At 71.3% G+C, this 24,929-nt stretch carries 24 protein-coding genes; 2 read left to right on the forward strand and 22 right to left on the reverse strand.

All coding sequences use genetic code 11. The features are described from left to right. Positions 1-107 precede the first annotated feature (107 nt). The 15 genes from P8T65_RS13335 to mnmA all read right to left on the reverse strand — a co-directional run bounded on the left by P8T65_RS13335 (position 108) and on the right by mnmA (position 18,053). Complete coding sequence (locus P8T65_RS13335) at positions 108-275, reverse strand: hypothetical protein (protein ID WP_316725637.1); 168 nt, start codon at positions 273-275, stop codon at positions 108-110. 195 nt (positions 276-470) lie between these two features. Beyond that, on the reverse strand, positions 471-1,094 hold the full coding sequence (locus tag P8T65_RS13340; protein WP_316725638.1) for a hypothetical protein: 624 nt from the start codon (positions 1,092-1,094) through the stop codon (positions 471-473). Positions 1,095-1,129: 35 nt separating this feature from the next. After that, complete coding sequence (locus P8T65_RS13345; RefSeq protein ID WP_316725639.1) at positions 1,130-1,705, reverse strand: GNAT family protein; 576 nt, start codon at positions 1,703-1,705, stop codon at positions 1,130-1,132. Then, entirely contained in the window at positions 1,683-3,920 is a 2,238-nt protein-coding gene (locus P8T65_RS13350) for an MMPL family transporter (RefSeq protein WP_316725640.1), read from the reverse strand. The genes P8T65_RS13345 and P8T65_RS13350 overlap by 23 nt, the downstream gene beginning before the upstream one ends. 228 nt (positions 3,921-4,148) lie before the next feature. After that, positions 4,149-5,663 carry an Asp-tRNA(Asn)/Glu-tRNA(Gln) amidotransferase subunit GatB gene (gatB, locus tag P8T65_RS13355; protein WP_316725641.1) on the reverse strand — a complete coding sequence of 505 codons (1,515 nt, stop codon included), beginning with the start codon at positions 5,661-5,663 and terminating at the stop codon, positions 4,149-4,151. Between the two features lie 15 nt (positions 5,664-5,678). Then, entirely contained in the window at positions 5,679-5,921 is a 243-nt protein-coding gene (locus tag P8T65_RS13360; protein ID WP_184899704.1) for a hypothetical protein, read from the reverse strand. Then, the gene (gatA, locus tag P8T65_RS13365) at positions 5,918-7,414 is read right to left on the reverse strand and encodes an Asp-tRNA(Asn)/Glu-tRNA(Gln) amidotransferase subunit GatA (protein WP_316725642.1); all 1,497 of its coding nucleotides are present in this window, start codon (positions 7,412-7,414) and stop codon (positions 5,918-5,920) included. Before gatA ends, P8T65_RS13360 begins: the two co-directional genes overlap by 4 nt. 7 nt (positions 7,415-7,421) lie before the next feature. Beyond that, entirely contained in the window at positions 7,422-7,718 is a 297-nt protein-coding gene (gene gatC, locus P8T65_RS13370) for an Asp-tRNA(Asn)/Glu-tRNA(Gln) amidotransferase subunit GatC (RefSeq protein WP_005480000.1), read from the reverse strand. Positions 7,719-8,384: 666 nt separating this feature from the next. Next, positions 8,385-10,808 (reverse strand): bifunctional diguanylate cyclase/phosphodiesterase, encoded by a 2,424-nt coding sequence (locus P8T65_RS13375; RefSeq protein WP_316725643.1) that lies wholly within the window; start codon positions 10,806-10,808, stop codon positions 8,385-8,387. 228 nt (positions 10,809-11,036) lie between these two features. Further along, a complete protein-coding gene (ligA, locus tag P8T65_RS13380; protein WP_316731574.1) occupies positions 11,037-13,256 on the reverse strand; it encodes an NAD-dependent DNA ligase LigA in 2,220 nt (739 codons plus the stop codon). A 14-nt stretch (positions 13,257-13,270) separates the two neighbouring features. Then, entirely contained in the window at positions 13,271-14,287 is a 1,017-nt protein-coding gene (locus P8T65_RS13385; protein ID WP_316725644.1) for a methionine synthase, read from the reverse strand. Between the two features lie 227 nt (positions 14,288-14,514). Continuing rightward, positions 14,515-15,204, reverse strand: coding sequence for an SDR family oxidoreductase (locus P8T65_RS13390; RefSeq protein WP_316725645.1), 690 nt, complete (start codon positions 15,202-15,204; stop codon positions 14,515-14,517). Between the two features lie 20 nt (positions 15,205-15,224). Then, a complete protein-coding gene (locus P8T65_RS13395) occupies positions 15,225-15,764 on the reverse strand; it encodes a TIGR00730 family Rossman fold protein (protein WP_217185295.1) in 540 nt (179 codons plus the stop codon). A gap of 9 nt (positions 15,765-15,773) precedes the next feature. Then, the gene (locus P8T65_RS13400; RefSeq protein WP_316725646.1) at positions 15,774-16,517 is read right to left on the reverse strand and encodes a class I SAM-dependent methyltransferase; all 744 of its coding nucleotides are present in this window, start codon (positions 16,515-16,517) and stop codon (positions 15,774-15,776) included. Between the two features lie 405 nt (positions 16,518-16,922). Next, complete coding sequence (gene mnmA, locus P8T65_RS13405) at positions 16,923-18,053, reverse strand: tRNA 2-thiouridine(34) synthase MnmA (RefSeq protein ID WP_316725647.1); 1,131 nt, start codon at positions 18,051-18,053, stop codon at positions 16,923-16,925. Positions 18,054-18,113: 60 nt separating this feature from the next. Here mnmA and P8T65_RS13410 point away from each other — a divergent pair, with 60 nt between their 5' ends. Next, positions 18,114-18,833 carry a peptidoglycan recognition family protein gene (locus P8T65_RS13410; protein ID WP_316725648.1) on the forward strand — a complete coding sequence of 240 codons (720 nt, stop codon included), beginning with the start codon at positions 18,114-18,116 and terminating at the stop codon, positions 18,831-18,833. A gap of 40 nt (positions 18,834-18,873) precedes the next feature. On the opposite strand, the gene P8T65_RS13415 is transcribed toward P8T65_RS13410, so the two are convergent. The 3 genes from P8T65_RS13415 to P8T65_RS13425 all read right to left on the reverse strand — a co-directional run bounded on the left by P8T65_RS13415 (position 18,874) and on the right by P8T65_RS13425 (position 20,688). Next, positions 18,874-20,043 (reverse strand): cysteine desulfurase family protein, encoded by a 1,170-nt coding sequence (locus P8T65_RS13415; protein ID WP_316725649.1) that lies wholly within the window; start codon positions 20,041-20,043, stop codon positions 18,874-18,876. 106 nt (positions 20,044-20,149) lie between these two features. Next, on the reverse strand, positions 20,150-20,434 hold the full coding sequence (locus P8T65_RS13420) for a DUF4190 domain-containing protein (RefSeq protein WP_316725650.1): 285 nt from the start codon (positions 20,432-20,434) through the stop codon (positions 20,150-20,152). Between the two features lie 89 nt (positions 20,435-20,523). Further along, entirely contained in the window at positions 20,524-20,688 is a 165-nt protein-coding gene (locus tag P8T65_RS13425; protein ID WP_316725651.1) for a hypothetical protein, read from the reverse strand. A 120-nt stretch (positions 20,689-20,808) separates the two neighbouring features. Between P8T65_RS13425 and P8T65_RS13430 the strand changes: the two genes are divergently transcribed. Further along, positions 20,809-21,435 (forward strand): TetR family transcriptional regulator, encoded by a 627-nt coding sequence (locus P8T65_RS13430; RefSeq protein WP_316725652.1) that lies wholly within the window; start codon positions 20,809-20,811, stop codon positions 21,433-21,435. A gap of 75 nt (positions 21,436-21,510) precedes the next feature. Here the strand turns inward: P8T65_RS13430 and P8T65_RS13435 are convergent, their stop codons facing one another. The 4 genes from P8T65_RS13435 to P8T65_RS13450 form a co-directional block, all read right to left on the reverse strand. Continuing rightward, positions 21,511-21,963 (reverse strand): hypothetical protein, encoded by a 453-nt coding sequence (locus P8T65_RS13435; protein WP_316725653.1) that lies wholly within the window; start codon positions 21,961-21,963, stop codon positions 21,511-21,513. 150 nt (positions 21,964-22,113) lie between these two features. Next, complete coding sequence (locus P8T65_RS13440; protein ID WP_230220596.1) at positions 22,114-22,968, reverse strand: thioesterase family protein; 855 nt, start codon at positions 22,966-22,968, stop codon at positions 22,114-22,116. A 77-nt stretch (positions 22,969-23,045) separates the two neighbouring features. Continuing rightward, the gene (locus tag P8T65_RS13445) at positions 23,046-23,684 is read right to left on the reverse strand and encodes a trimeric intracellular cation channel family protein (RefSeq protein ID WP_316725654.1); all 639 of its coding nucleotides are present in this window, start codon (positions 23,682-23,684) and stop codon (positions 23,046-23,048) included. Between the two features lie 62 nt (positions 23,685-23,746). Next, positions 23,747-24,919 carry an ABC transporter ATP-binding protein gene (locus tag P8T65_RS13450; RefSeq protein WP_399103070.1) on the reverse strand — a complete coding sequence of 391 codons (1,173 nt, stop codon included), beginning with the start codon at positions 24,917-24,919 and terminating at the stop codon, positions 23,747-23,749. Between the last annotated feature and the right edge of the window lie 10 nt (positions 24,920-24,929).

Below are 24,929 nucleotides of genomic sequence, written 5' to 3' on the forward strand. Positions count from 1 at the left end.
GGGGCGTCCGGTTGTGGGGCGGCCGTGGGTGGTGCGGGGTCGCTCGCGCGGTTCCCCGCACCCCTCGGCGGCATGGGCTCACGCCCCATGTCCCCCACGCCCCGCGTTCACGCGGCGCGGAGGAAGCGGAGCCTGCGTGGGCGTTCAGCGTGCCCTCCGTGTTCCGTGTCCCGTTCCTCGCGGCGGGCGCGGCGGGCCTCGCGGACCCGGCGGTACTGCTCGGCCTCGCGGATCAGCTCGGCGGAACGGATCTGCTGGAGCTCGTACTCGAACATCTCTTACCCCTCGTGAAGCGTCGGTCTCGGCTCGCTTGCCGCGATGACTCAACCTTCGTCCGTGAGGGGGGTGCGTCACATCGGGAGAGTTCCGCATCTTGCACGCGGGAGGGGCCTTAGGCCCGCCGTAGGTATGCCTACGGCGGGCCTAAGGCCCCTCAGAAGCAGCCGCTCCGCCCGGCCCGGGCGGGCGCGTCAGGTCTTCGGCAGTGCGAGCAGGATGTCGGAGTACTTCAGGGCGGCCAGCACCAGCCCGATGAAGCCGACCGAGACACCGGCCCAGGCGACCGACTTGATCCACGGTGCCTGTACCTGGTCGGGGTCGCCGAACGCGGGACGCACCAGCACGGCCACGCCGACGATCAGGCCGACCAGCGCGAAGATGCCGCCCCACAGGGCGGAGGCCTGCCAGGCGTCGCCGTAGACGGCCTGGAGCTGGGTGGCGACGGTCGCGTTCGTCGCGGCCTGCATCTCCAGCTGCCCGGTGATCTCCTCACGCGCGGAGGCGACGGTGCCGACCCAGCCGCCCGTCAGGGAGACGAGGCCCAGCACCACCGACACGATGCCGGCGGCACCCTGACCGACGCCCGGCGTCGCCTTCGCGGTGGCCGGCGGGAACTCCTCGTCGAACTCTGCGGCCTCGCCGGAGGCGTCGGAGGCGTCGGAGCCGTCGGTCTCGACCGAGTCGTCGGCCCGCGTCACGGTCTCCTCCCGGGCCGCGTCCTCCTTGGTGACATCCGTGCCCTTCACCGACTCGTCGTCGTTCCTGGCCTCGGCGCCCGTGTCGGCCCCGGTCTCGTCAGCTGTCTTGGTTCCCATACCTCGCACCGTACGAATGTTGTCTGAGAGGTTTCTTAACGCTCGCTGTGACTGTCGCGGGCGCGTTCCGCACGCCATTCGGGCGCCAGGACGGACCATATCTCCAAGTCGTGCCGGACACCCCGGTGGGGATACCTCTCCCGCTGCACACCGTCCCTGACCATGCCGAGCCGCCGTGCCACGTTCAGGCTCGCCGTGTTGCCGGAGGCCGCGATCCATTCGACGCGGTGGATGTCCCGGACGTCCACGGCCCAGTCGATGAGGATCCGCATCGCGCGGGTGACCAGTCCCCGTCCGGTGCCGGCGGGCTCCAGCCAGCAGCCGACCTCGCAGTTGGCGTTCTCCGCGTCGAAGTTGAGGAAGAGGACCCCGCCGACGAGCTTGCCGTCCAGCCAGATCCCGTGCAGGGAGCCGGTGTCGGCGGCGCGCATGTCGGCGTACCGCTGGAGGACGGCACGCGCGCCCTCGACGTCCGTGGCGGTCTGCCCGAAGGGGACGTACTGGTTGATGAAGTCCCGTCCCCGCTCCAGGTGGGCGAGGAACTCCTCGGCGTGCCAGGGCTCCAGGAGCCGCAGTTGCGCTCCGTCGTCACCCAGGGATATCGCGTACATCCTTCGGCCGCTCCTTCTCCACGTCTTCCACCACGACGTCCGCGAGCCTCTCATGGGCGGCGCGGGTCTCGGGCGGTTCGATGCTGATGCGGGGCATGCGGCGGCCGAGCCAGCGCGGCAGCCACCAGTTGGCGCCGCCGAGCAGGTGCATGAGGGCGGGGACGAGGAGCGTCCGCAGGACGAAGGCGTCCAGGGCGACGGCGGCGGCGAGCGCGATGCCGAACATGGCGATCACACGGTCGCCGCTGAGCACGAAGGCGAGGAAGACGGAGATCATGATGACCGCCGCGGAGTTGATGACCCGGCTGGTCTCGGCGAGGCCGACCCGGACCGCGCGCCGGTTGTCGCCGGTCTCCAGCCACTCCTCGTACATCCGGCTGACCAGGAAGACCTGGTAGTCCATGGAGAGGCCGAAGAGGACCGAGACCATGATCACGGGGAGGAAGGGTTCGATGGGCCCGGCCCGGCCGAGGCCGAGCAGCTCGCTCCCCCAGCCCCACTGGAAGATCGCAACGACCACGCCGAACGCGGCGGCGACGGCGGCCACGTTCATCGCGGCGGCCTTGAGCGGTATCCCGATGGACCGGAAGGCGAGCAGGAGCAGCAGACAGCCGAGGCCGATGACGACGCCGACGAACAGCGGGAGCTTGCCGACGATGACGTCCGCGAAGTCGTCGTATCCGGCGGTCATCCCGCCGACGTGCACATCGAGGGAGGTGCCGGTCTCGGCACGCGGCAGCACCTCGTCGCGCAGTCGTCCGACCAGCTCGCTGGTCTTGGCGGACTGCGGGGAGGAGTCGGGTACGACGGTGAGGTACGCGGTGTCGCCGTCGGCGCTGAAGGTCACCGGGGTCACCGCCGAGACGCCCTCGGTGGCCCTGAGCGTGGTGTCGAGGTTGTCGAGGGCGAGTTTGTCGGCGGCGCCGTCGACCTCGGTGACCAGGGTCAGGGGGCCGTTCACACCGGGCCCGAAGCCCTCCGCGAGGAGGTCGTAGGCCTGGCGGGTGGTCGTCGCCTTCGGGTCGTTGCCCTGGTCGGAGGTGCCGAGGCGCAGTCCGAGGGTGGGCAGGGCCAGCAGGGTCATGACGACGAGGGCGATGGCGCCGAGCTTCTTGGGGTGCCGTTCGACGAAGGCGGACCAGCGGGCGGCGAAGCCCGTGGGCAGCTCGGGCTCGGGGCCGTGCTCGGCAAGGCGGCGGCGTTCGCGGCGGCTCAGTGCCCGCATGCCGATGAACGACAGCAGGGCCGGCAGCAGCGTCACGGAGGCGGCGACGGTGAGGACCACGGTGAGGGAGGCGGCGATCGCGACACCGTTGAGGAAGCCGAGCCGCAGGATCAGCATCCCGAGCAGGGCTATGCAGACCGTGGCGCCGGCGAAGACCACGGCCCGTCCGGTGGTCGCGACGGCGCTGCGCGCGGCCTCCTCGACGGACAGGCCCCGCTTCAGCCCTCGGCGGTGCCGGGTCACGATGAACAGCGCGTAGTCGATGCCGACGCCGAGGCCGATGAGGGTGCCCAGCATGGGCGCGAAGTCGGCGACCGTCATCGCGTGCCCGAGCAGGGTGATCCCCGCGTAGGCGGTGCCCACGCTGACCAGAGCGGTCGCGATCGGCAGCAGACTGGCGGCGAGCGAACCGAACGCCAGGAGGAGGACGACGACGGCGACGAGGACACCGACGATCTCCGCGAGGTGACCGCCGGAGGACTCGGTGAGCCCGATCGACGTGCCGCCCAGCTCCACCTGGAGCCCGTCGCTCTCGGCGGACTTCGCCGTGTCGACGACGGCCTCGGCCTGCGCCTTGTCCACGTCCTCGGCCGGCTGATCGAAGGTGACCGTGGCGTACGCCGTACGGCCGTCCTCGCTGATCCGGCCGCCGTCGGCGCCGTCGTAGGGGTCGGTCACGGCGGCGACGCCGGGCAGCTCGGCGATCTCGTCGAGGGTGCGGATCATCGTCTGCTCGACGGCTGCGGCCCGCACGCTCCCGGCCCCCTCGCTCGTGTGCCAGACGACGGTGGCGCTGTCCCCGCTGACGCCCGGGAAGCCCTCGTTCAGCAGCTCGGTGGCGCGGCTGGACTCGGTTCCGGGGGTCTTGTAGTCGTTCGAGTACGCCGCTCCCGCAACGGCGGCGCCGGCGGCCGTGCCGGCGAAGGCGAGAAGCCACAGTAGGACGGCGACAAGACGGTGCCGGACACACCAGCGCGCGAGGGCTGCCACGGATCGTGCTCCTGAGGGGGGGGAGGAGGCCTGAGTGATTCCCGGCAACTGTTGCACCACAATGTGATCGTTTGGCCCCTTTGAGGGTCTCCTCACATGGGATGGGAGACACCTCACAGGACAAACGGCGGCACTCTGTCGCCCCGCGTCACCGCAGTGACACGCCTGAGGGCGGCCCATCGCCGTGATGTGCCGCCCTCAGGGATACGCAGTGACCCGCTGTCGCGTTCAGCCCGCGCTGACGCCCAGTTTCTCCAGGATCAGTTCCTTGACGCGAGCCGCGTCCGCCTGGCCGCGCGTGGCCTTCATGACCGCGCCGACCAGGGCACCGGCCGCGGCCACCTTGCCGCCGCGGATCTTGTCCGCGATGGCAGGGTTGCCCGCGATGGCCTCCTCGACCGCCGTCGTCAGGGCGCCCTCGTCGGAGACGACCTTCAGACCGCGCTTGTCGACGACCTCGTCCGGGGTGCCTTCGCCCGCGAGGACGCCCTCGATGACCTGCCGGGCGAGCTTGTCGTTCAGGTCGCCCTTCGTGACCAGCTCGGTGACGCGGGCGACCTGCTGCGGCGTGATGGCCAGCTCGTCCAGCGCCTTGCCCGACTCGTTCGCGCTGCGGGCCAGTTCGCCCATCCACCACTTGCGGGCGGAGGCGGCGTCCGCCCCGGCCTCGATGGTGGCGACGATCGGCTCCAGCGCACCGGCATTGAGAATGGCCTGCATGTCGGTGCCGCTGATGCCCCACTCCTCACGGAGCCGGTTGCGGCGGACCAGCGGCAGCTCGGGCAGCGCGGCCCGCAGCTCCTCGACCCACTCACGCGAGGGGGCCACCGGTACGAGGTCCGGCTCGGGGAAGTACCGGTAGTCCTCGGCCTCCTCCTTCACACGGCCCGAGGTCGTGGACCCCGTGTCCTCGTGGAAGTGCCGGGTCTCCTGGATGATCGTCCCGCCGGACGACAGCACGGCCGCGTGCCGCTGGATCTCGAAGCGGGCGGCGCGCTCGACGGACCGCAGCGAGTTGACGTTCTTCGTCTCCGAACGCGTACCGAACTTCTCGGTGCCGTGCGGGCGCAGCGACAGGTTCACGTCGCAGCGCATCTGGCCCATCTCCATCCGGGCCTCGGAGACGCCGAGCGCCTTGATGACCTCGCGCAGCTCACGGACGTACGCCTTGGCGACCTCGGGAGCGCGCTCGCCCGCACCCTCGATCGGCTTCGTGACGATCTCGATGAGCGGGATGCCCGCGCGGTTGTAGTCGAGGAGCGAGTGCGAGGCGCCGTGGATGCGGCCGGTGGCACCGCCGACGTGCGTCGACTTGCCGGTGTCCTCCTCCATGTGTGCGCGCTCGATCTCCACACGGAAGGTCTCCCCGTCCTCCAGCTGCACGTCGAGGTAGCCGTTGAAGGCGATCGGCTCGTCGTACTGGGAGGTCTGGAAGTTCTTCGGCATGTCCGGATAGAAGTAGTTCTTCCGGGCGAAGCGGCACCACTCGGCGATCTCGCAGTTCAGCGCGAGGCCGATCTTGATCGCCGACTCGACGCCGATCGCGTTGACGACCGGGAGCGCGCCGGGCAGGCCGAGGCAGGTGGGGCAGGTCTGCGTGTTGGCATCCTGACCGAGTTCGGTCGAACAGCCGCAGAACATCTTCGTCTTGGTGCCGAGTTCGACATGGACCTCGAGGCCCATGACGGGGTCGTACGACGCCAGCGCGTCCTCGTACGACACCAGGTCGGTCGTGGTGGTCACGGTCTTACTTCCCTCTCAGCCCAGCAGGACGTCGTCGTCGCCCAGCCGCTTCAGTTCGCGGTAGAGGACGGCGAGGCCGGTGACGATGCCGATGGCGGCCACGGACGCGTCGATCAGCCGCAGCGTGTCCTGCTCGGCGCGAGCCTTCTTGATCCGCTTGGCGATACCCCACGCGCCGAAGGCGGTGGTGGCGATGGACACGTACGTACCGGACTTGGACTTCTGGAAGTCCTTGGCCTTGGACAGTGTCTTGCTCACAGCGACGGAGCCTCCTCGAGAAGCGGGTGCCCCCACTTTTCCACGAAGGCGGCCTCGACGGCGGCGCCGACCTTGTAAAGGCGGTCGTCCTTGAGGGCCGGGGCGATGATCTGCAGTCCGACCGGCAGCCCGTCCTCCGGCGCGAGGCCGCAGGGCAGGGACATCGCGGCGTTGCCCGCGAGGTTGGTCGGGATGGTGCAGAGGTCCGCCAGGTACATCGCCATGGGGTCGTCGGCGCGCTCGCCGATCGGGAAGGCGGTGGTCGGCGTGGTCGGCGACACGATGACGTCGACCTTCTCGAACGACTTCTCGAAGTCCCGGGTGATGAGCGTACGGACCTTCTGGGCGCTGCCGTAGTACGCGTCGTAGTAGCCGGAGCTGAGCGCGTACGTGCCGAGCATGATGCGGCGCTTCACCTCGGGGCCGAAGCCGGCCTCACGGGTGAGGGAGGTGACCGCCTCGGCGGAGTTGGTGCCGTCGTCACCGGTCCGCAGGCCGTAGCGCAATCCGTCGAAGCGGGCGAGGTTGCTCGAACACTCGCTCGGTGCGATCAGGTAGTACGCGGCCAGCGCCAGGTCGAACGACGGGCAGTCCAGCTCGACGATCTCGGCGCCCAGCTCCTTCAGCAGCGCGACGGACTCGTCGAACCGCTGCACCACACCGGCCTGGTAGCCCTCGCCGCGGAACTGCTTGACGACGCCGACGCGCATCCCGGCGACGCTGCCGTTGCGGGCGGCCTCGACGACCGGCGGGACCGGGGCGTCGATGGAGGTGGAGTCCAGCGGGTCGTGGCCGGCGATCACCTCGTGCAGCAGCGCCGCGTCCAGGACCGTACGGGCGCAGGGCCCGCCCTGGTCGAGGGAGGAGGAGAACGCCACCATGCCGTAGCGGGAGACCGCGCCGTACGTCGGCTTGACGCCGACGGTGCCGGTGACGGCGGCCGGCTGGCGGATGGAACCGCCGGTGTCGGTGCCGATGGCGAGGGGCGCCTGGTAGGAGGCGAGCGAGGCGGAGGAACCGCCGCCGGAGCCGCCCGGGATACGGGTGAGGTCCCAGGGGTTGCCGGTCGGCCCGTAGGCGCTGTTCTCGGTGGAGGACCCCATGGCGAACTCGTCCATGTTGGTCTTGCCGAGGATGACGACGTCCGCGTCCTTCAGCCGCTTGGTGAGGGTGGCGTCGTACGGCGGGATCCAGCCCTCAAGGATCTTCGAACCCACGGTGGTGGGAACCCCGACCGTGGTGAAGATGTCCTTGAGCGCGAGCGGGACACCGGCGAGCGGCCCGAGCTTCTCGCCCCTGGCCTTCTTCTCGTCGACGGCGCGGGCCTGGGCGAGGGCGCCCTCGCGGTCGACGTGCAGGAAGGCGTGCACCTTCTCGTCGACGGCCTCGATCCGGGCCAGGTGGGCCTCGGTGACCTGGACGGCGGTCAGCTCGCCGGAGGCGATCTTCGCGGCGATCTCCGCCGCGGTGAGCTTGATGATGCTGTCGGTCATGACGTGATCAGTCCTCCCCCAGGATCTGCGGCACCTTGAAACGCTGCTGCTCCTGGGCCGGGGCGGCGGACAGCGCCTGCTCGGGGGTGAGCGACGGACGGACCTCGTCCGCGCGCATGACGTTCGTCAGCGGCAGCGGGTGCGAGGTCGGCGGTACATCTTGGTCGGCGACCTCGCTGACGCGGGCGACCGCGCCGATGATGTCGTCCAGCTGGCCCGCGAAGTGTTCGAGTTCTTCGGGCTTCAGCTCCAGACGCGCCAGCCGTGCGAGGTGGGCGACCTCCTCGCGCGTGATGCCAGGCATGCAGCGATCCTCTGGGGTGAGTGTGTGTGGTTTGGCGCCAATCCTATGGGGCGCGGGGCGCTGGCCGCGCCGCTGGGCCGGGCGCCCAGTAGCTCGGGGTGCACTGTAATCGGGCGACCTCGGCCGCGTGGGGCTTCTCGCGCAGTTCCCCGCGCCCCTGAAAGACCATGCCCCGGCAGCTTGAAAGGCGGGGGGCTCCGGGACTGGAGGGTGGCACGGCTGCGGGACTGGCAGGCGAAGGGACTACGGGACAGGAAGGCGACAGAGCCGCGGCATGAAAGGCGACGACAAGGCTGAGGACCTGGAAGACGGCGGCGCTACGGGACAGGAAGGCGAAGGGACTACGGGACAGGAAGGCGAAGGGACTACGGGACAGGAAGGCGACAGAGCCGCGGCATGAAAGGCGACGACAGGGCTGAGGGCCTGGAAGACGGCGGGGCTACGGGACTGGAAAGCCACGAGGCCGCGGGACTGAAAGGCGACAGGGCTGTGGCATGAAAAGCATGGGGCGCAGCCCCTGCTTTTCAGGGGCGCGGGGAACTGCGCGAGAAGCCCCACCGGACCCGCACCCGCCAAACACGCGAACCCCCGAGCTATCAGGCGCGCTCTTCCTCAGCCGCACCCGCCAACCCACCCGAACCCCCGAGCCATCAGGCGCCCCCCCGGCTATTCCTCGGCCGTAGCGGCCGGCAACGCCGCCGCCGGCCGCTGCCACCCCCGAGACCCCCGCGCCCGCAGCCACGCCGTGGCCTCCTCCGGCGGCATCGCGGCAGCGACGAGCCACCCCTGCACCGCGTCGCACCCGAGGTCCCGCAACCGCTCCCACGTCTCGTCGTCCTCGACGCCCTCCGCCACGACGAGCAGGCCCAGCGAGTGCGCGAGATCGACCGTGCAGCGCACGATCTCCGCGTCCTCGTTGTCGATGGCCAGCCGCGCCACGAACGACCGGTCGATCTTCAGCTCGCTCACCGGCAGCCGCCGCAGGTGCACCAGCGACGAGTACCCGGTCCCGAAGTCGTCGAGCGACATCTTCACCCCGTGCCCGGTCAGCCCGGCCAGCGTGTCCGCGGCCCGCTGCGGGTCCTCCAGGAGCACGTGTTCCGTTATCTCCAGCTGAAGCGCCCCGGCCGGCACCCCGTGCCGGGCGAGGCGCGCGGCCACCGCCCCCGCGAACCCGGGGGTGTGGACGTCACGCGGGGACACGTTCACGGCGACAGGCACGTGGAGCCCCTGCGCCCGCCACCTCGCCACCTGCGCGAGGGCCGTCTCCAGGACGTACTCCGTCAGATGCGGCATCAGCCCGGACGACTCGGCGATCGCTATGAACTCGTCCGGCGGTACCTTCCCCCGCTCGGGATGCACCCACCGCACCAGCGCCTCCAGACCGGCGACCTGCCCGTCGAAGCGGACCTTGGGCTGGTAGTGCAGCTCGACCTCGTGCGCGTCCAGCGCACGCCGCAGGTCGCCGAGCAGACCGAGCCGGTCCGGGGTGTTGGAGTCCCGCTTGGACTCGTAGACCTCGACACCCGTACGGTCCCGCTTCGCCTGGTACATCGCCACGTCCGCCCGCCGCAGCAGCCCCTCCGCGTCGAGCGCGTGGTCGGGAAAGACGGCGAGCCCGGCGCTGGCCTCCAGGACGAGCGTGAGCCCGTCGAGGTCGAGCGGTGAGCCGAGCGCGGCGACGAGGTTGCGGGCGACGCGCGACGCGGACGTGGTGGAGTCGGCGACGGGCAGCAGGACGGCGAACTCGTCGCCGCCGAGTCGCGCGGCCTCCGCTCCGCGGGGCAGGGCGACCCGCAGCCGGTCGGCTATCTGCAACAGCAGCCGGTCACCCGCGAGGTGCCCGAGCGTGTCGTTGACGGACCGGAAACGGTCGAGGTCGATCAGCATCAGTGCCGATCTCGCCCCGATGCGTTCGGCGTCGTCCAGGGCGGTCCAGGTGCGTTCCAGCAGCCACTGACGGTTCGGCAGTCCGGTGAGCGGGTCGCGCAGCTGTTCCTCGGCCCGGGCGCGGGCGATCCACAGGGTGGAGTCGAGCGCGATGAGGGGGATGGCGAAGAGCGGCAGCAGCAGCGGCTGGGCGAGGGCGACGACACAGATCAGCGGGGCGATGCCGAGCAGCGCGACGGCGACGAGACCCTGTCTGACCAGGGCCGTGCGCGCGACGGTGGGCAGACCGCCGCGCGGTGCGGCCAGGTACCAGAGCAGGACGCGGCTGACCACGAGATAGGCGATCGCGACCAGGGCCACCTGGGGCGCCGAGTAGAGGTTCCAGCTGTCCGGGTCCCAGGGGCGTTCCACCGAGGGGACCCGGCCGAAGACCCGCAGGACGAGCGCGGCGGCGCCGATGCCGAGGATGTCGACCGCGCCGTGCAGCACGCCCTGGCGCCAGCGCCCCCGGCGGGCGACGCCGACGAGCACGACGACCGTGAGGCTGACCATGCCGGCGGCCACCCAGCCGTAGAGCAGCAGGACGGCGAGAGTGAGGGCGGCTCCGGAGCCGGTGCCGCCCCACCAGCGGGCGCGGCCCATGGCGACGAGGTGGCCGACGATGATGCCGGTGAGCAGGGCGAGGGACCAGCCGACCGCTCCGGCCGGGAAGAGGGCGTGCTGCCCCGCGAACGCCCGGTAGAACCCGGCGCCCAGGATGGCGCCGGCCAGGCCCACGATCACGGCGGGCAGTGCGGGCCAGGACAGGTGCCGGTCGGCTTCGTGGCCCGGTAGCTCGTGGCCGCGGCTCTCGCCGAGCGAGCCGGTGAGGGCGGGCGCCCGGCCCGCGTCGACCGCGGTGCCGGAGGTGAGCTGTGCCGGGCCCGGTACGAGCGGGCCGCGTGCGCTCGCTCCCGCACGGCCCGGCGGCCAGGTGACCCCGGTCCTGGGCTCCGTCCCCGTCGCCCGGCCGGGTCCCCGCTCCCGGCTCCCAAGATCCGGGCTCATGGGTCCCCGGCTGCCCGGCTCCCGAGGTCCGGACTCGCGACCTCCCCCGAACGGGCGTTCTCCCATGAGCAGGGAGCGGCCCCGTCGCCAGGCCCCGGAGACCCGGCGCAGGCGCAGCCGCGAGTCCGGGGCGACGCTCTCGGTCGGTTCCATTCCCGTCCCTCTCACAGCCGGCGGTGCCCACGCCACGCGGCCCGTTGCTCCCGGACTACCCGGGGCGACACCGCGTCCGAGAACCCGCCACGCGTCCGGGCACGGCAGGCGCACATCTCAACAGTAGGCCGCACAAGGCTTCCACGGGCAGCGGTCGGTGTCGGTTGCCCGAATGCGACCGGCCACCCGTATGCATCTGGTATGCGCCGAACGGGTGGCCTTCAACCCCTACTCCTCGCTCGGGAGCGCGACTTCCGCGGCCGCGTCCGGTCCCTGTTCGAGCAGGACGGCGAATCCGTCCTCGTTCAGGACGGGCACCTTGAGCTGCATCGCCTTGTCGAACTTGGAACCCGGGTTCTCACCGACCACGACGAAGGAGGTCTTCTTCGACACCGAGCCGGTCACCTTGGCGCCCCGGCTCTGCAGCGCCTCCTTGGCCCCGTCGCGCGTGTGGTGTTCGAGTGTGCCGGTCACGACGACCGTCAGCCCTTCGAGGGGCCTGGGACCTTCGTCCTCGCCGGCGCCCTTGTCCTCCAAAGGGACTCCGGCCGCCTTCCACTTACGGATGATTTCCCGGTGCCACTCCTCGGCGAACCACTCCTTGAGCGCCGTGGCGACGATGGCGCCGACCCCGTCGACCGCGGTGAGTTCCTCCTCCGTGGCCTGCTCGATCCGCTCGATCGAACGGAATTCACGGGCCAGGGCCTGGGCGGCGACCGGTCCGACGTGGCGGATGGAGAGCCCGTTGAGGAAGCGGGCGAGCGGACGGCTCTTGGCCTCCTCGATCTTCTGGAGCAGCGCGAGCGTGTTCTTCCGGGGCCCGCCCTCCTTGTTGGCGAAGGGCGTGGCGACCTTCGGTTCGCCCGTCTTCGGGTCGTGCTTGGGCAGGCCGCTGTCCGCGTCCAGGACGTACGCCTTGATGGGGAGCAGCTTCTCCACGGTGAGGTCGAAGAGATCGCCCTCGTCGACCAGGGGCGGGTCGGCCGGCTCCAGCGGGCGGGTCAGGGCCGCGGCGGCGACACCGCCGAAGTGCTCGATGTCCAGGCATTCCCGGCCCGCCAGGTACGAGACCCGCTCTCTCAACTGGGCGGGACAGCTACGGGCGTTGGGGCACCGCAGATCGATGTCGCCCTCCTTCATCGCGCGCAGCGGCGTCCCGCACTCCGGGCACTCGCTCGGCATCACGAAGGGACGCGTCTCGTTCTCGTCGCGCAGCGCCACGACCGGCCCGAGGATCTCGGGGATGACGTCCCCGGCCTTGCGGATGACGACCGTGTCGCCGATGAGGACGTTCTTGGCCTTGACGACCTCCTGGTTGTGCAGGGTGGCGAACTCGACCTCGGAGCCCGCCACCGTGACCGGCTCGACCTGGGCGTACGGGGTGACCCGGCCGGTGCGGCCGACGCCCACCTTGATGTCGATGAGCTTGGTGTTGACCTCTTCCGGCGCGTACTTGTAGGCGATCGCCCAACGGGGTGCGCGGGCCGTCGATCCGAGACGGCCCTGGAGCCGGATCTCGTCGAGCTTGACGACCGCGCCGTCGATCTCGTGCGCCACGGAGTGACGGTGCTCGCCGTAGTAGGCGATGAACTCCCGTACGCCGTCGAGGTCGTCGACCACCCTGTTGTGCTCGGCGGTGGGCAGGCCCCACGACTTGAGGAGGTCGTAGGCCTGGGAGAGGCGGGTGAAGCCGCCGTCGAAGCCCTCCAGGGCGCCGATGCCGTGGACGACCATGTGCAGCGGCAGGGTCGCGGTGACCCTGGGGTCCTTCTGGCGCAGTGAACCCGACGCGGAGTTGCGGGGGTTGGCGTACGGCTTCTCGCCGGCCGCCACCCGGCGTTCGTTGAGGCCCTGGAAGGCCTCCATCGGGAAGTAGACCTCGCCCCGGATCTCGACGAGCCCAGGGACGCGGTCGCCCTTCAGCCGGTGCGGGATCTCGGCGATCGTCATGACGTTGGGCGTGATGTCCTCGCCGGTCCGGCCGGTGCCCCGGGTGGCGGCTCGGGTGAGCCTGCCGTCCTCGTACGTCAGGTTCACCGCGAGGCCGTCGATCTTGAGCTCGCACAGCAGGTGGTAGTCGGAGGTGCCGACGTCCTTGGCGACGCGCTCGGCCCAGGCTGCGAGCCCTTCGTCGTCGAAGACGTTGTCGAGGGAGAGCATGCGCTCGCGGTGCTCGACCTCGGCGAGGTCGGTCTCGTACTCGACGGCCACCTTCTGCGTCGGCGAGTCCGGGGTGCGCAGCTCGCTGTACTCGTCCTCCAACGCCTCCAGCGTGCGCAGGAGTTCGTCGAACTCCGCGTCGCTGACGATCGGGTCGTCCTTCACGTAGTACCGGAAGCGGTGCTCCTCGATCTGTTCGGCGAGCCGCGCGTGCTTCTCGCGGGCCTCGGCGGGCACCGCCGCCTCGGCGGGCACCGATGTGGGCTGTGCGTCCTTGTCGCCGGCCACCGTGTTGTCCTCCGTCACTCTGGGTTGTCCGCGAGGGATCTCGCCGCCTTGACGCAGTGGGCGAGCGCCCGGCGTGCGTACGCCGGGGAGACCCCCGCGAGTCCGCACGTCGGAGTGACCGTGACCGCCTCCGCGAGCAGCCCCGGATGCAGTCCCAGCCTGCGCCACAGCGTCCTGACCCCCATGACGCTACCGGCAGCCTCTGACAATGCCCCCTCGGTGGTCGGCACGACACCGACGAGCAGCTTCGTGCCTCCTTCCACCGCTTCCCCGATCATGTCGTCGTCACGCTCAGTGAGCAAGGTGAAGTCGAAGGAGATACCGGTGGCACCGGCGCGGCGCAGGAGCGCGAAGGGTACGTCGGGGGCGCAGGAGTGCACGACGACGGGCCCGTGCTCCGCGTGAACCCCGATGACGTCCCTGAGGGTGGCCTCGACGAGCTGGCGGTCCACGGCGCGGTGGGTGCGGTAGCCGCTGGCGCTCTTGACCTGGCCGCGCAGGACGGCGATCAGGGACGGCTCGTCGAGCTGGAGCACGATCCGGGCGCCGGGGACGCGCCGCCGCACCTCGGCGAGGTGCTGGCGCAGGCCCTCGGCGAGCGAGCCGGCGAGATCGCGGCAGGCGCCGGGGTCGGAGAGGGCGGCCTCACCGTTCTTCAGCTCCAGCGCGGTGGCGAGGGTCCAGGGGCCGACGGCCTGGACCTTCAGCGGGCCCTCGTACCCCTGGGTGAACTCCTCCAGCGCGTCGAGGTCCTCGCCCAGCCACGACCTGGCCCGCTTGGTGTCCCGGCCCGGGCGGTCGCCGATGCGCCAGCCGCTGGGTTCCACGCGGGCGTACAGCTCGACGAGCAGGCCGGCGGTTCTGCCGATCATGTCGGCGCCGGGGCCTCGGGCGGGGAGTTCGGGGAGGTGCGCCATGCCTGTCTCCGGCCACTCGAAGGTGCCGGTGACTGTCTTGGCGGCTTCTCGGGCGTCCCCGCCCGGCATGGATCCCACGCCGGTGGCCGGGCCGAAACTGAAGTCTTCGCTCACGCACCGAAGCGTACGGCTCCCTGCGGGGGCGTTGGCCGGGGCGTCGGATGTGTTGTCGGGTGCGGCGGGGTGGGGCTTCTCGCGCAGTTCCCCGCGCCCCTGAAGGATTCAGGCCCTGCGGGCCTGAAAAGGCTGGGGCGCAGCCCCGTCTTTTCAGGGGCGCGGGGAACTGCGCGAGAAGCCCCGCTCACCCGCACCCGCCGACGAAACACGCACCCCCCGAGTTGTCAGGCGCCGGGGCGGACCGTGAGGTCGTTCACCTCGGCGTCCCGGGGGAGGTCCAGGGCCATGAGGATCGTCGTGGCGACCGACTCCGGCGCGATCCACCGCGAGGCGTCGTACTCCTTGCCCTCCTGCTGATGGACCTTCGCCTGCATGGGACTCGCGGTGCGCCCGGGATAGACCGTGGTCACCCGGACCCCGTTGCCGTGCTCCTCCCAGCGCAGGGAGTCGGCGAGTGCCTTGAGCCCGTGCTTGGAGGCCGCGTAGGCGGACCAGTCCGCGTGCGCGTTGAGCCCCGCGCCCGAGTTGACGAACACCACGTGCCCCCGCGCGGCCCGCAGTGGGGGCAGGAAGTGACGGGTCAGCTCGGCGGGCGAGACGAGGTTGACGTTGAGCTGGTGCCGCCAGGTCTTCGGGGTCAGGTCGCCCACCGCGCCGAGGTCGACCACACCCGCGATGTGCAGCAGCGAGTCCACCCGGTCGGGCAGCGTCTGGTGGGAGAAGGCCCAGGACAGCTTGTCCGGGTCCGCCAGATCGCCGACCAGGGTCCGCGCCCCCGGAAACTCCGCCGCCAGTTCCTTGGCCCGCCCCGCGTCGCGCGCGTGCAGCACGAGGTCGTCGCCGCGCTCGTGCAGCCGTCGGGCGACGGCCGCGCCGATGCCGGAACCCGCCCCGGTGATCACATGAGTAGCCATGCGGTCATGCTCGCACGGCCTCAGGCGACGCCCCGGCTCTCCTCCAGATACGCCATCGCCCCCACCGGCTCCTCCGCGAAGAAGACCAGGTCGGTGAGCGGGCGGGGCAGGAAGCCCTCGTCCTCCATGCGCCGGAACTGCTCCTTCAACCCGTCGTAGAAACCGGCGGTGTTCAGCAGGACCACCGGCATCTCGGTGTGGCCGTGCTTCTTCAGCTCCAGGATCTCGGTCGCCTCGTCGAGCGTGCCGGTGCCGCCGACCATGATGACGACCGCGTCGGCCTTCTCCAGCAGCAGGCGCTTGCGCTCGGCCAGGTCCCTGGCGACCACCATCTCGTCGGTGCCGGGCCGTGCCTTCGCCGACAGGAACTCGACGGAGACGCCCAGCAGTCTGCCGCCCGCCTCCTGCACACCGTCGGCGACCACCTTCATCAGCCCGACGTCCGAACCGCCCCACACCAGGGTGTGTCCGCCCTTGCCGATCAGCTTGGCGAAGTCCTTCGCGGGGCCCGTGTAGCGGTCGGCGAGGTCGGCGGCGGAGAGGAAGACACAGATGTTCATGCGTCCACGTTAGGGGGCGGCACCGACACCGGGGTCCGCCGGTCCACCGGGCTCCTCCGCCACCGTCACGCGGATCTTCGACTGGCGGTGCGGCAGGTCCTCCCAGTCGTCCATCAGGCGGGCGGACAGGCCGTATGTGCGGGCGAGTTCGACGAGGGTCTCGGTCCGGTAGTAGAAGTCCTCGTGCAGCACCTGGTGTTCGGCGCCCTCGGTGCGGCCGAAGGTGAAGTCGAAGAAGCCGCTCGGGGCGAGGACGCGGCCCACGTGGGCGAGGCACTGCTCGATGACGTGCGGCGGCGAGTGGGAGAACACGCTGTGCGCGTGGACGACGTCGAAGTGCCCGGCGGGCAGGAAGGAGAAGGTGAGGTCGGCGACGAGCGCCAGATGCGGGAGTTTGGCCTGCAGACCCTCTCGGGCGAGGGTGCGCTGCGCCTCCATGAGGATGGCCGGCGAGATGTCGATGCCGTAGTAGTTGCCGGTGTCCAGGTGGTCGATGAACAGCCGCCCGGCCCGCAGGTTCCCGCAGCCGATCTCCAGCATCCGGTGCCGTGGCTCCAGGCCGTGCCGCAGGAGGTACTCGAACTGCATCCGGCCCATGCGTTCCCACTTCTCGACCGACGGGTTGTGCCCGACGGCGGCCTCCGGGCTGCGCGCCGTGTCGGCGGCCATGACGGCCCGGTAGTAGGAGATGTGGTCGCGGTGCTTGAGCTGAAGCCAGGTGTCCCGCGCGACCCGCCGGGCGTGCGCGGGCACGCGCCGGGGGTGACGCAGCGCGTAGCGGACGCGGTGGGTGAGACTCCGCCGGTTCCTGAACTGACGCCCGCGTCCGGAACCCCTCCCGAACGGGTCCACGGCCTGCCCGGACGCTCTCCCGGGCCGCTCGGCCGGGTTCCCTGACTGCTCGGACGGGTTCCCGGCCTGCCTAGAGGGGTTCCCGGACCGACCGGAGGGGTTTTCGGGCCCCCCGGAGGGGTTTTCGGGCCGCTCGGACGGGTTTCCCGGCTGCCCGGACGGATCTATGGCTGTCATCACGGCCTCCTACGTCCCCCCCCCCTGCGGCCCGTCAGGGCCTCCGGCTGGGCTCGACGAGCCCACCAAGCAGCCTGCGCCGCGCACGCGCGGACGGCTACCCGGAGGGGGACGATCGTGGCCGTGGAGCTACACCACGCCCGCCCGCGCGCGCGTGGTCGACGCGATCGTCGCCGACCCCACCACACGCGTGCCGTCGTACAGGACGATCGCCTGACCGGGGGCCACGCCCCGGACCGGCTCGGTGAAGCGGACCTGGAGCTCGTCGTCGACCAGCTCCGCGCGGACCTCGGTCTCGCCGCCGTGGGCGCGCAGCTGGGCCGTGTAGGCCCCGGGGCCGGTGGGGGCCGCACCGCACCAGCGGGGGCGGATCGCGGTCAGGGCGTCGACGTCGAGGGCGGCGGCCGGGCCGACCGTCACCGTGTTGTCCACCGGGGAGATGTCGAGGACGTAGCGCGGCTTGCCGTCGGGGGCGGGCGTACCGATGCGCAGGCCCTTGCGCTGGCCGATGGTGTAGCCGTAGGCGCCCTCGTGGGTGCCCAGGACGTTGCCGGACTCGTCGAGGATGTCGCCCTCGGAGCGGCCCAGCCGGTGGGCGAGGAAGCCCTGGGTGTCGCCGTCGGCGATGAAGCAGATGTCGTGGGAGTCGGGCTTCTTGGCGACCGCCAGTCCCCTGCGCTCGGCCTCCGCGCGGATCTCGTCCTTCGTCGTCACCGTGTCGCCGAGGGGAAACAGAGCGTGGGCGAGCTGCCGGTCGTCGAGCACACCGAGGACGTAGGACTGGTCCTTGGCCATGTCGGAGGCGCGGTGCAGCTCCCGCGTGCCGTCCTCCCGCACGATCACCTGGGCGTAGTGGCCCGTGCAGACGGCGTCGAAGCCCAGGGCGAGGGCCTTGTCGAGCAGGGCCGCGAACTTGATCTTCTCGTTGCAGCGCAGGCAGGGGTTCGGGGTGCGCCCGGCCTCGTACTCGGCGATGAAGTCCTCGACGACGTCCTCACGGAAGCGCTCGGCGAGGTCCCAGACGTAGAAGGGGATGCCGATGACGTCCGCGGCGCGGCGCGCGTCCCGGGAGTCCTCGATCGTGCAACAGCCGCGCGCGCCGGTCCGGAAGGACTGCGGGTTCGCGGAGAGCGCCAGATGGACGCCCGTCACGTCGTGCCCGGCTTCCGCCGCGCGGGCGGCGGCCACGGCGGAGTCGACCCCGCCGGACATGGCGGCGAGGACACGGAGGGGGCGGGGGCGCTGCGAGATCTCAGTCATAACCCTTCCAGGGTACGGGGCTCCGGGAACCGGAGCCCGCGAGTATCCGTTGACGGTCTCGTGGGAACGAGAAGGGCTTCGACGAACGGTTCCGGCAGCGGCGGAGCGAGCGCCTCCGGCGGCGGGGACGCGGATCGCCGCGTCGGCCGCCGCGCGCTGCTCATCGGCACGGCCGTGGCCGCCGTCGGTACGGCCGTGGTGGCGCGGGACGAGCTGACGCGCGCGTGGTGGCGGGTGCCGGGGGTCGCGAAGCCGCGCAAGGACGGCGAGGTCGACTACACGGGTGCGAAGTGGGTGGCGGCGTCGGACGCGAACTGGCGACTGGCGGACCGGCCGGACGACTTCGGCATAGACATGGTGATCATCCATGTCACCCAGGGCAGCTTCGACAGCGCGGTGAAGGTCTTCCAGGACCCGGCGCACGGCGCGGCGGCGCACTACATCGTCCGCAAGGACGGTCATGTCGCCCAGATGATCCGCGAACTGGACGTGGCGTACCACGCGGGCAACCGCGACTACAACGAGCGCAGTGTCGGCATCGAGCACGAGGGTTTCGTCGAGAAGCCCGAGGACTTCACCGACGAGATGTACGAGGCCTCCGCACGGCTGACGGCCCGGATCTGCGCCCGGTACGACATCCCGCTCGACCGCGAGCACATCCTCGGCCATGTCGAGGTCCCGGGGACGGACCACACGGACCCGGGCGAGGGATGGGACTGGGACCGCTACATGAAGCTGGTGCGCGCGGCGGCGAAGGCCGGGGCGTCGACGCCGGCCTGACCCTCGACGGGCCCGCACCCGGTTCCGGGTCCTGATCGGCTCAGCTCAGGCCCGCGGTGCGGGCGCGTTCCACCACGGGGCCGATCGCCTTCGCGACCGCCTCGACGTCCGCCTCCGTGGAGGTGTGGCCGAGGGAGAAGCGGAGGGTGCCGCGGGCCAGCTCGGGGTCGGTGCCGGTGGCGAGGAGGACATGGCTGGGCTGGGCGACGCCGGCCGTGCAGGCGGACCCCGTGGAGCACTCGATGCCCTGGGCGTCGAGCAGCAGCAGCAGGGAGTCGCCCTCGCAGCCGGGGAACGTGAAGTGCGCGTTGGCCGGAAGGCGTCCCGCGGGGGACGGGTCACCGCCCAGCACGGCGTCCGGCACCGCCGTACGGACCGCCTCGACGAGGGCGTCGCGCAGGGTGCCGATCTCCCGGGCGAACCACTCGCGCTGCTCGGCGGCCAGTCGGCCGGCGACCGCGAAGGAGGCGACGGCCGGGACGTCGAGGGTGCCGGAGCGGACATGGCGCTCCTGGCCGCCGCCGTGCAGCACGGGTACGGGGCTGTACTCGCGGCCCAGCAGCAGCGCGCCGATGCCGTACGGGCCGCCGATCTTGTGACCGGAGACGGTCATCGCGGCGAGCCCTGAGGCCTCGAAGTCGACCGGAACCTGACCGAACGCCTGGACCGCGTCGGCATGCAGCGGGACGTCGAACTCCGCGGCCACGTCGGCGAGTTCGCGGACCGGCATGATCGTGCCGATCTCGTTGTTGGCCCACATGACGGTGGCCAGGGCGACGTCGTCGGGGTTGCGGGCGACGGCCTCGCGGAGGGCTTCGGGGTGGACCCGGCCGTACGGGTCGACCGGGAGGTACTCGACGGTGGCGCCCTCGTGGTCGCCGAGCCAGTGGACGGCGTCGAGGACCGCGTGGTGTTCGACGGGACTGGCCAGGACCCGGGTGCGGGCCGGGTCGGCGTCGCGGCGGGACCAGTAGAGCCCCTTCACGGCGAGGTTGTCGGCCTCGGTGCCGCCGGAGGTGAGGACCACCTCGCTGGGCCGGGCCCCGAGGGCCTCGGCGAGGGTCTCGCGGGCCTCCTCGACGGTGCGCCGCGCTCGGCGGCCTGAGGCGTGCAGCGAGGAGGCGTTGCCGGTGACGCTCAGCTGGGCGGTCAGGGCCTCTGCCGCCTCGGGGAGCATCGGGGTGGTCGCCGCGTGGTCGAGGTAAGCCATGGTGAGCCGATTCTACGGGGCCGTGTTCGGGTGGCCTCAGCGGTGCGGCCCGGACTTGGCCGTAAGAGCACCTGGTGCTCCCGGCCGCGCTCTCGGCCCTCGACCGTCAGATGCTCCAGGAGACGGTGTTCGTCGTCTGCATCAGGGTGGCGAGGACGATCAGGTCGGCGACGCCCAGGCCGAGGCCCAGGAAGGCGCGGCCCCGTCGTGTCGTGCCGCGCTTGAGGGCCACCGCCGCGAGGACGATCGCGATGGGGCCGAGGAAGAGGTTGAGCACGAGGAGGCCCAGCAGGCCGAGGACGAAGGAGGCGACGGCCATGCCGTCGGCGTCCCGGCCCCGGGGACGGGACGTGGTGGTTCCGGTCTGCTGACGTGCGGCGGTGAGCTGCATGGTCGATCTGCTCCCAACGGGTTCTCGGCGGACGGTCGTTCGACGGTGGCGGTGGCTGCCGCTGTGGCGGTGGCCGTCGCGGCGGACGGTCAGTGCGTGCCGCGGCTGCGGCGGGCGTGGCGCTCGCGGTACGCGAAGATCGCCAGCCAGAGGGCGATACCGACGGCCAGCACGGTCGAGACGGTCGGCGGCACATGAGCCACGGTGCCCAGGACGACACCCAGCAGAAGAAGTGCGGCGACGAGGAACAACATCGTGGGAACGCCTCTCGTTACAGTTGGGTGAACGGTTGTAGTTACAATTGTTCACTGACTTCCAAGTCTAGCGCGCTGCCCGGCTTTGCGATTACGGAGAACAGTTGTTAACTGCATGGCATGAGTCACACTTTCGGCGTCCGGCAGGCGCAGAAGCAGAAGACCCGGCGGGCGCTCATGGACGCCGCGCTGGCCCTGCTGGAGGAGCAGAGCCTCAGCAGCCTGGGACTTCGCGAGGTCACCCGCGCCGTGGGCGTCGCCCCCACCGCGTTCTACCGGCACTTCCGGTCGACCGCGGACCTCGGTGTCGCGCTGGTCGAGGAGGTGCTCGGCAGTCTGCACCCCGTGCTCGCGGACCTGATGTCGGCGGTGGGCGACAGTGACGAACTCGTCGAGCGCGCCGTGGAGCTGATCGCCCGCCATGTCGACGGGTACCCCGCACACGTCCGGTTCATCGCTCGCGAACGGCACAGCGGGGTCCAGCCGGTGCGGGACGCCATCCAGGGCCAACTGACCCGGTTCGCCGAGGAGGTGCGCGGCGAGCTGGCCAAGCGGCCGGAGACCGCGGGGTGGACGGACGACGACCGGCTGATGCTCGCGGGCCTGTACGTCGACCAGATGCTGATGACCGCCTCACTGTTCCTGGAGGCCCGGGGCCAGCCGGAGGAGGAGCGCCTGCGGGTGACCCGGCTGGCGGGCCGACGGATGCGGCTGATCAGCATCGGCTGTCACCACTGGCTGGACTGACAGACCTCCGCGCACGCGCGAGGGAGGGCGCGCCCCGCGTTCGGGGCGCGCCCTCCGCCTTCCGCACTCGACCGGTCAGCTGCCCTCGGACACCGACGCCGAGGCCTGCTGGCTCAGTACGCCGCTCGGCGCCCCGCTCGGCGCCCCGCTCGGCGCCCCGCTCGGCGCCCCGCTCGGCGCCCCGCTCGGCGCCTGACCGCCCTGGCCCTGATCGCCGCCCGGACCACCGCAGCCGCCACCGCCACCGGGGCCGCCGTTCTGGCCGCCACCGCCCGGCGCACCGCTGGGCGCGCCCGACGACTGACCGGAGGGTGGGCCCGAAGGGGCACCGGACGCCTGCCCGTTGGCCGAAGGAGCGCCGGAAGGTGTGCCCGAGAGGGCACCCGAGGGCGGCTGACAGCTCTGCCGCGCGCCCGAGTTGCCTTTGATCGAGGTGGACGACGCCGAGTCACTGGAGCCGCAGGCCACCAGGAAGAGAGGTGCGGCCGCCAGCAGGGCGACGGCGGGGCCGAGACGTGCACGCTTCATGAGAGACAACTCCAAGACCGACGGGGGAGTTCGTGAGCGGCATCGAATCAAGGCAGCTTGGGCCTCGCTTGGGTTCGCGCTGTGCCGACCCTGTGCGAAGGGCAGAGCGGTCACCAACGGTCCTCGGCCCAGCGCCCGGAGACCGGCGACTCAGTCCGACAGCCTGGCCCTCGCCAACTGCCGTGACTGGGCGACCAGTCGGTCCGCGCTGTCCCAGACCTCGGCGTCCTCCTCCAGGAAGCCCCCGGCGAGATTGCGGGTGGTGATGGCGACCCGGAGCGGTCCCGGCGCCGGGCGGCACCGAATGTGCGCGGTCAGCTCGACCGTCGGCACCCAGCCCTTCAGACCCATCTCGAAGGCGGTCGGTGGCAGCGCGTCCACCGCGAGGAGCAGGGAGAACGGGTCGGCGTCACGGCCGTCGGCGAGCCCGAACCAGGACCGCATCTCACCCTTGCCGGAGGGTGCGCCCAGGGCCCAGCCCAGCGTCGCCGGGTCGAGCTTCAGGAACAGCCTGTCGGCGATGGCGGAGCCGCCGGGGACGGGGCCGGGAGCGTCCTGCGGGCCGAAGCACTGCTCGATCGGCGGGATCGCGGGCGGCTTCGCCGTCGTCCGGACGTCGTCCGGGAGGGAGTCCAGGTCCCCGTAGGAGGCGAGGACGCGTATCCGCTCGATCTCGCGGCCCTCGTCGTCGTACTGGAAGAGGGAGGCCTGGCCGGTCGACAGGGTCCGGCCGGTGCGGACGACGTCCGTGCGGACGACCGCGGGGCCGGGCTGGGACGCGGTCAGGTAGTACGCGGAGATCGTGAACGGGTCGTCGTGCGGGAGCGCGTCGGCGAGGGCGCGACCGAGGACGGCCAGGAGATAGCCGCCGTTGACGGCGCCGATGATCGTCCAGCCGGCGGAGAGGTCGATGTCGTAGACGCCGGGGACCCGCCGGGTGACCGCGGTGTCCCGGTCGAACTCGCTGTCGCCGACGGTGGCCTGTACGGAAGCTGCTTCGGGCATGGATGAACCGTACAACAGCTCATTACTAAGCGGTAGCTTTATGCCGTGGGGTGGCCCCGGCCCTTACGCCTCGGCCCTTACGCCTCCCCCTCCACGGCCGACGACCGCCGGTTCCACGCCCTCGGGGCCCGCCAGTGGTAGCGCATCGCCAGCAGGCGCAGCACGAACGCCGCGATCGCGGCGAGGGCGGAGGTGAGCGGGGTGAGGGCATCGAGCTGGATGCACAGGACCACCGTCGCGGCGCCGACCATCGCGGGCACGGCGTACAGGTCGCGGTCCCAGCGCAGCAGGGAGGGCACCTCGTTGGCGAGGACGTCCCGCAGCACACCGCCACCGACGGCCGTGGCGAGGCCGAGGGCGGCGGAGGCGGTCAGGCCGAGGCCGTAGTCGTACGCCTTCGTCGTGCCCGCGACGCAGAAGAGGCCGAGTCCGGCCGCGTCGAAGACGTTCACGCCGGTCTGGATGCGCTCCACGTGCGGATGGAGGAAGAAGACGAGGAGGGCGGCGAGCAGCGGGGTGAGGAAGTAGCCGAGGTCGGTGAAGGCGGCCGGCGGTACGGCGCCGATGATCAGGTCGCGGAACAGCCCGCCGCCGAGCGCGGTGACCTCGGCGAGGACGGCGATGCCGAAGATGTCGAAGTTCTTGCGGACGGCCAGCAGTGCGCCGGAGATGGCGAAGACGAAGATGCCGATCAGGTCGAGCGGGTATGGGGACACCCGTACATTCTGCCCCGCAAACAGGTGTGCACCTTGCAATGCAAGGCGCACACCGTCTGGCGTCAGTCTTTGCCGGGCTCCTCGGACGCCGCGGGCTCTTCCGGGTCCGCCGGTGCCTCCGACGCCTCAGGCTCCTCCGGCGTCTCCGTCTGCTTCACCGTGTCCGGTACCAGCTCGCCCGCCTCCTTCGCGGCCGTCAGCAGGACGACGTCCTGCGGCTGCTGGTCCTCGAAGTTCTCCGGGTGGTGGCAGGCGACCCGCTGACCGGGCTTCAGCTCGGCGAGCGGCGGCTCGGTGGTCTTGCAGACCTGTGTCGCCTTCCAGCACCGGGTGTGGAAGCGGCAGCCGCTCGGCGGCGCGATCGGCGAGGGCACGTCGCCCTTGAGCAGGATGCGCTCGCTCTTGGTGCCCCGGCGCGACGGGTCCGGGATCGGCACGGCCGACAGCAGCGCCTTGGTGTACGGGTGCATCGGCGCCGCGTACAGCGAGTCCCGGTCGGCCAGCTCGACGATCTTGCCGAGGTACATCACCGCGATGCGGTCGGAGACGTGCCGGACGACGGAGAGGTCGTGCGCGATGATCACGTACGTCAGGCCGAGCTCGTCCTGGAGGTCGTCCATGAGGTTGACGACCTGGGCCTGGATCGAGACGTCGAGCGCGGAGACCGGCTCGTCCGCCACGACCATCCGGGGCTTCAGGGCGAGCGCGCGGGCGATGCCGATGCGCTGGCGCTGACCGCCGGAGAACTCGTGCGGGTAGCGGTTGTAGTGCTCGGGGCTCAGTCCCACCAGCTCCAGGAGGCGCTGGACCTCCTTCTTCACCCCGCCCTCGGGCTCCACGCCCTGGAGCTTGAAGGGCGCCGAGACGATGGTGCCGATGGTGTGCCGGGGGTTCAGCGAGCCGTACGGGTCCTGGAAGATCATCTGCACGTCGCGGCGCAGCGGGCGCATGCCGGCCGTGTTCAGGTGCGTGATGTCCGTGCCGTCGAACTCGATCTTCCCGCCGGAGGGTTCGAGCAGACGGGTGATGAGCCGGCCCATGGTCGACTTGCCGCAGCCGGATTCGCCGACGACGCCGAGGGTCTCGCCCCGGCGGACCTCGAAGTCGATGCCGTCGACGGCCTTGACCGCCCCGACCTGCCGCTGGAGCAGGCCCTTCTTGATGGGGAAGTGCTTGACCAGGCCCTCGACCCTGAGCAGCGGTTTCTCGTCGGCGTCGGCGCGCGGGGCCGGCACGGCGGCCCGG

Origin of the sequence: Streptomyces sp. 11x1 (genome assembly GCF_032598905.1) — a bacterium.
Taxonomy (GTDB): domain Bacteria; phylum Actinomycetota; class Actinomycetes; order Streptomycetales; family Streptomycetaceae; genus Streptomyces.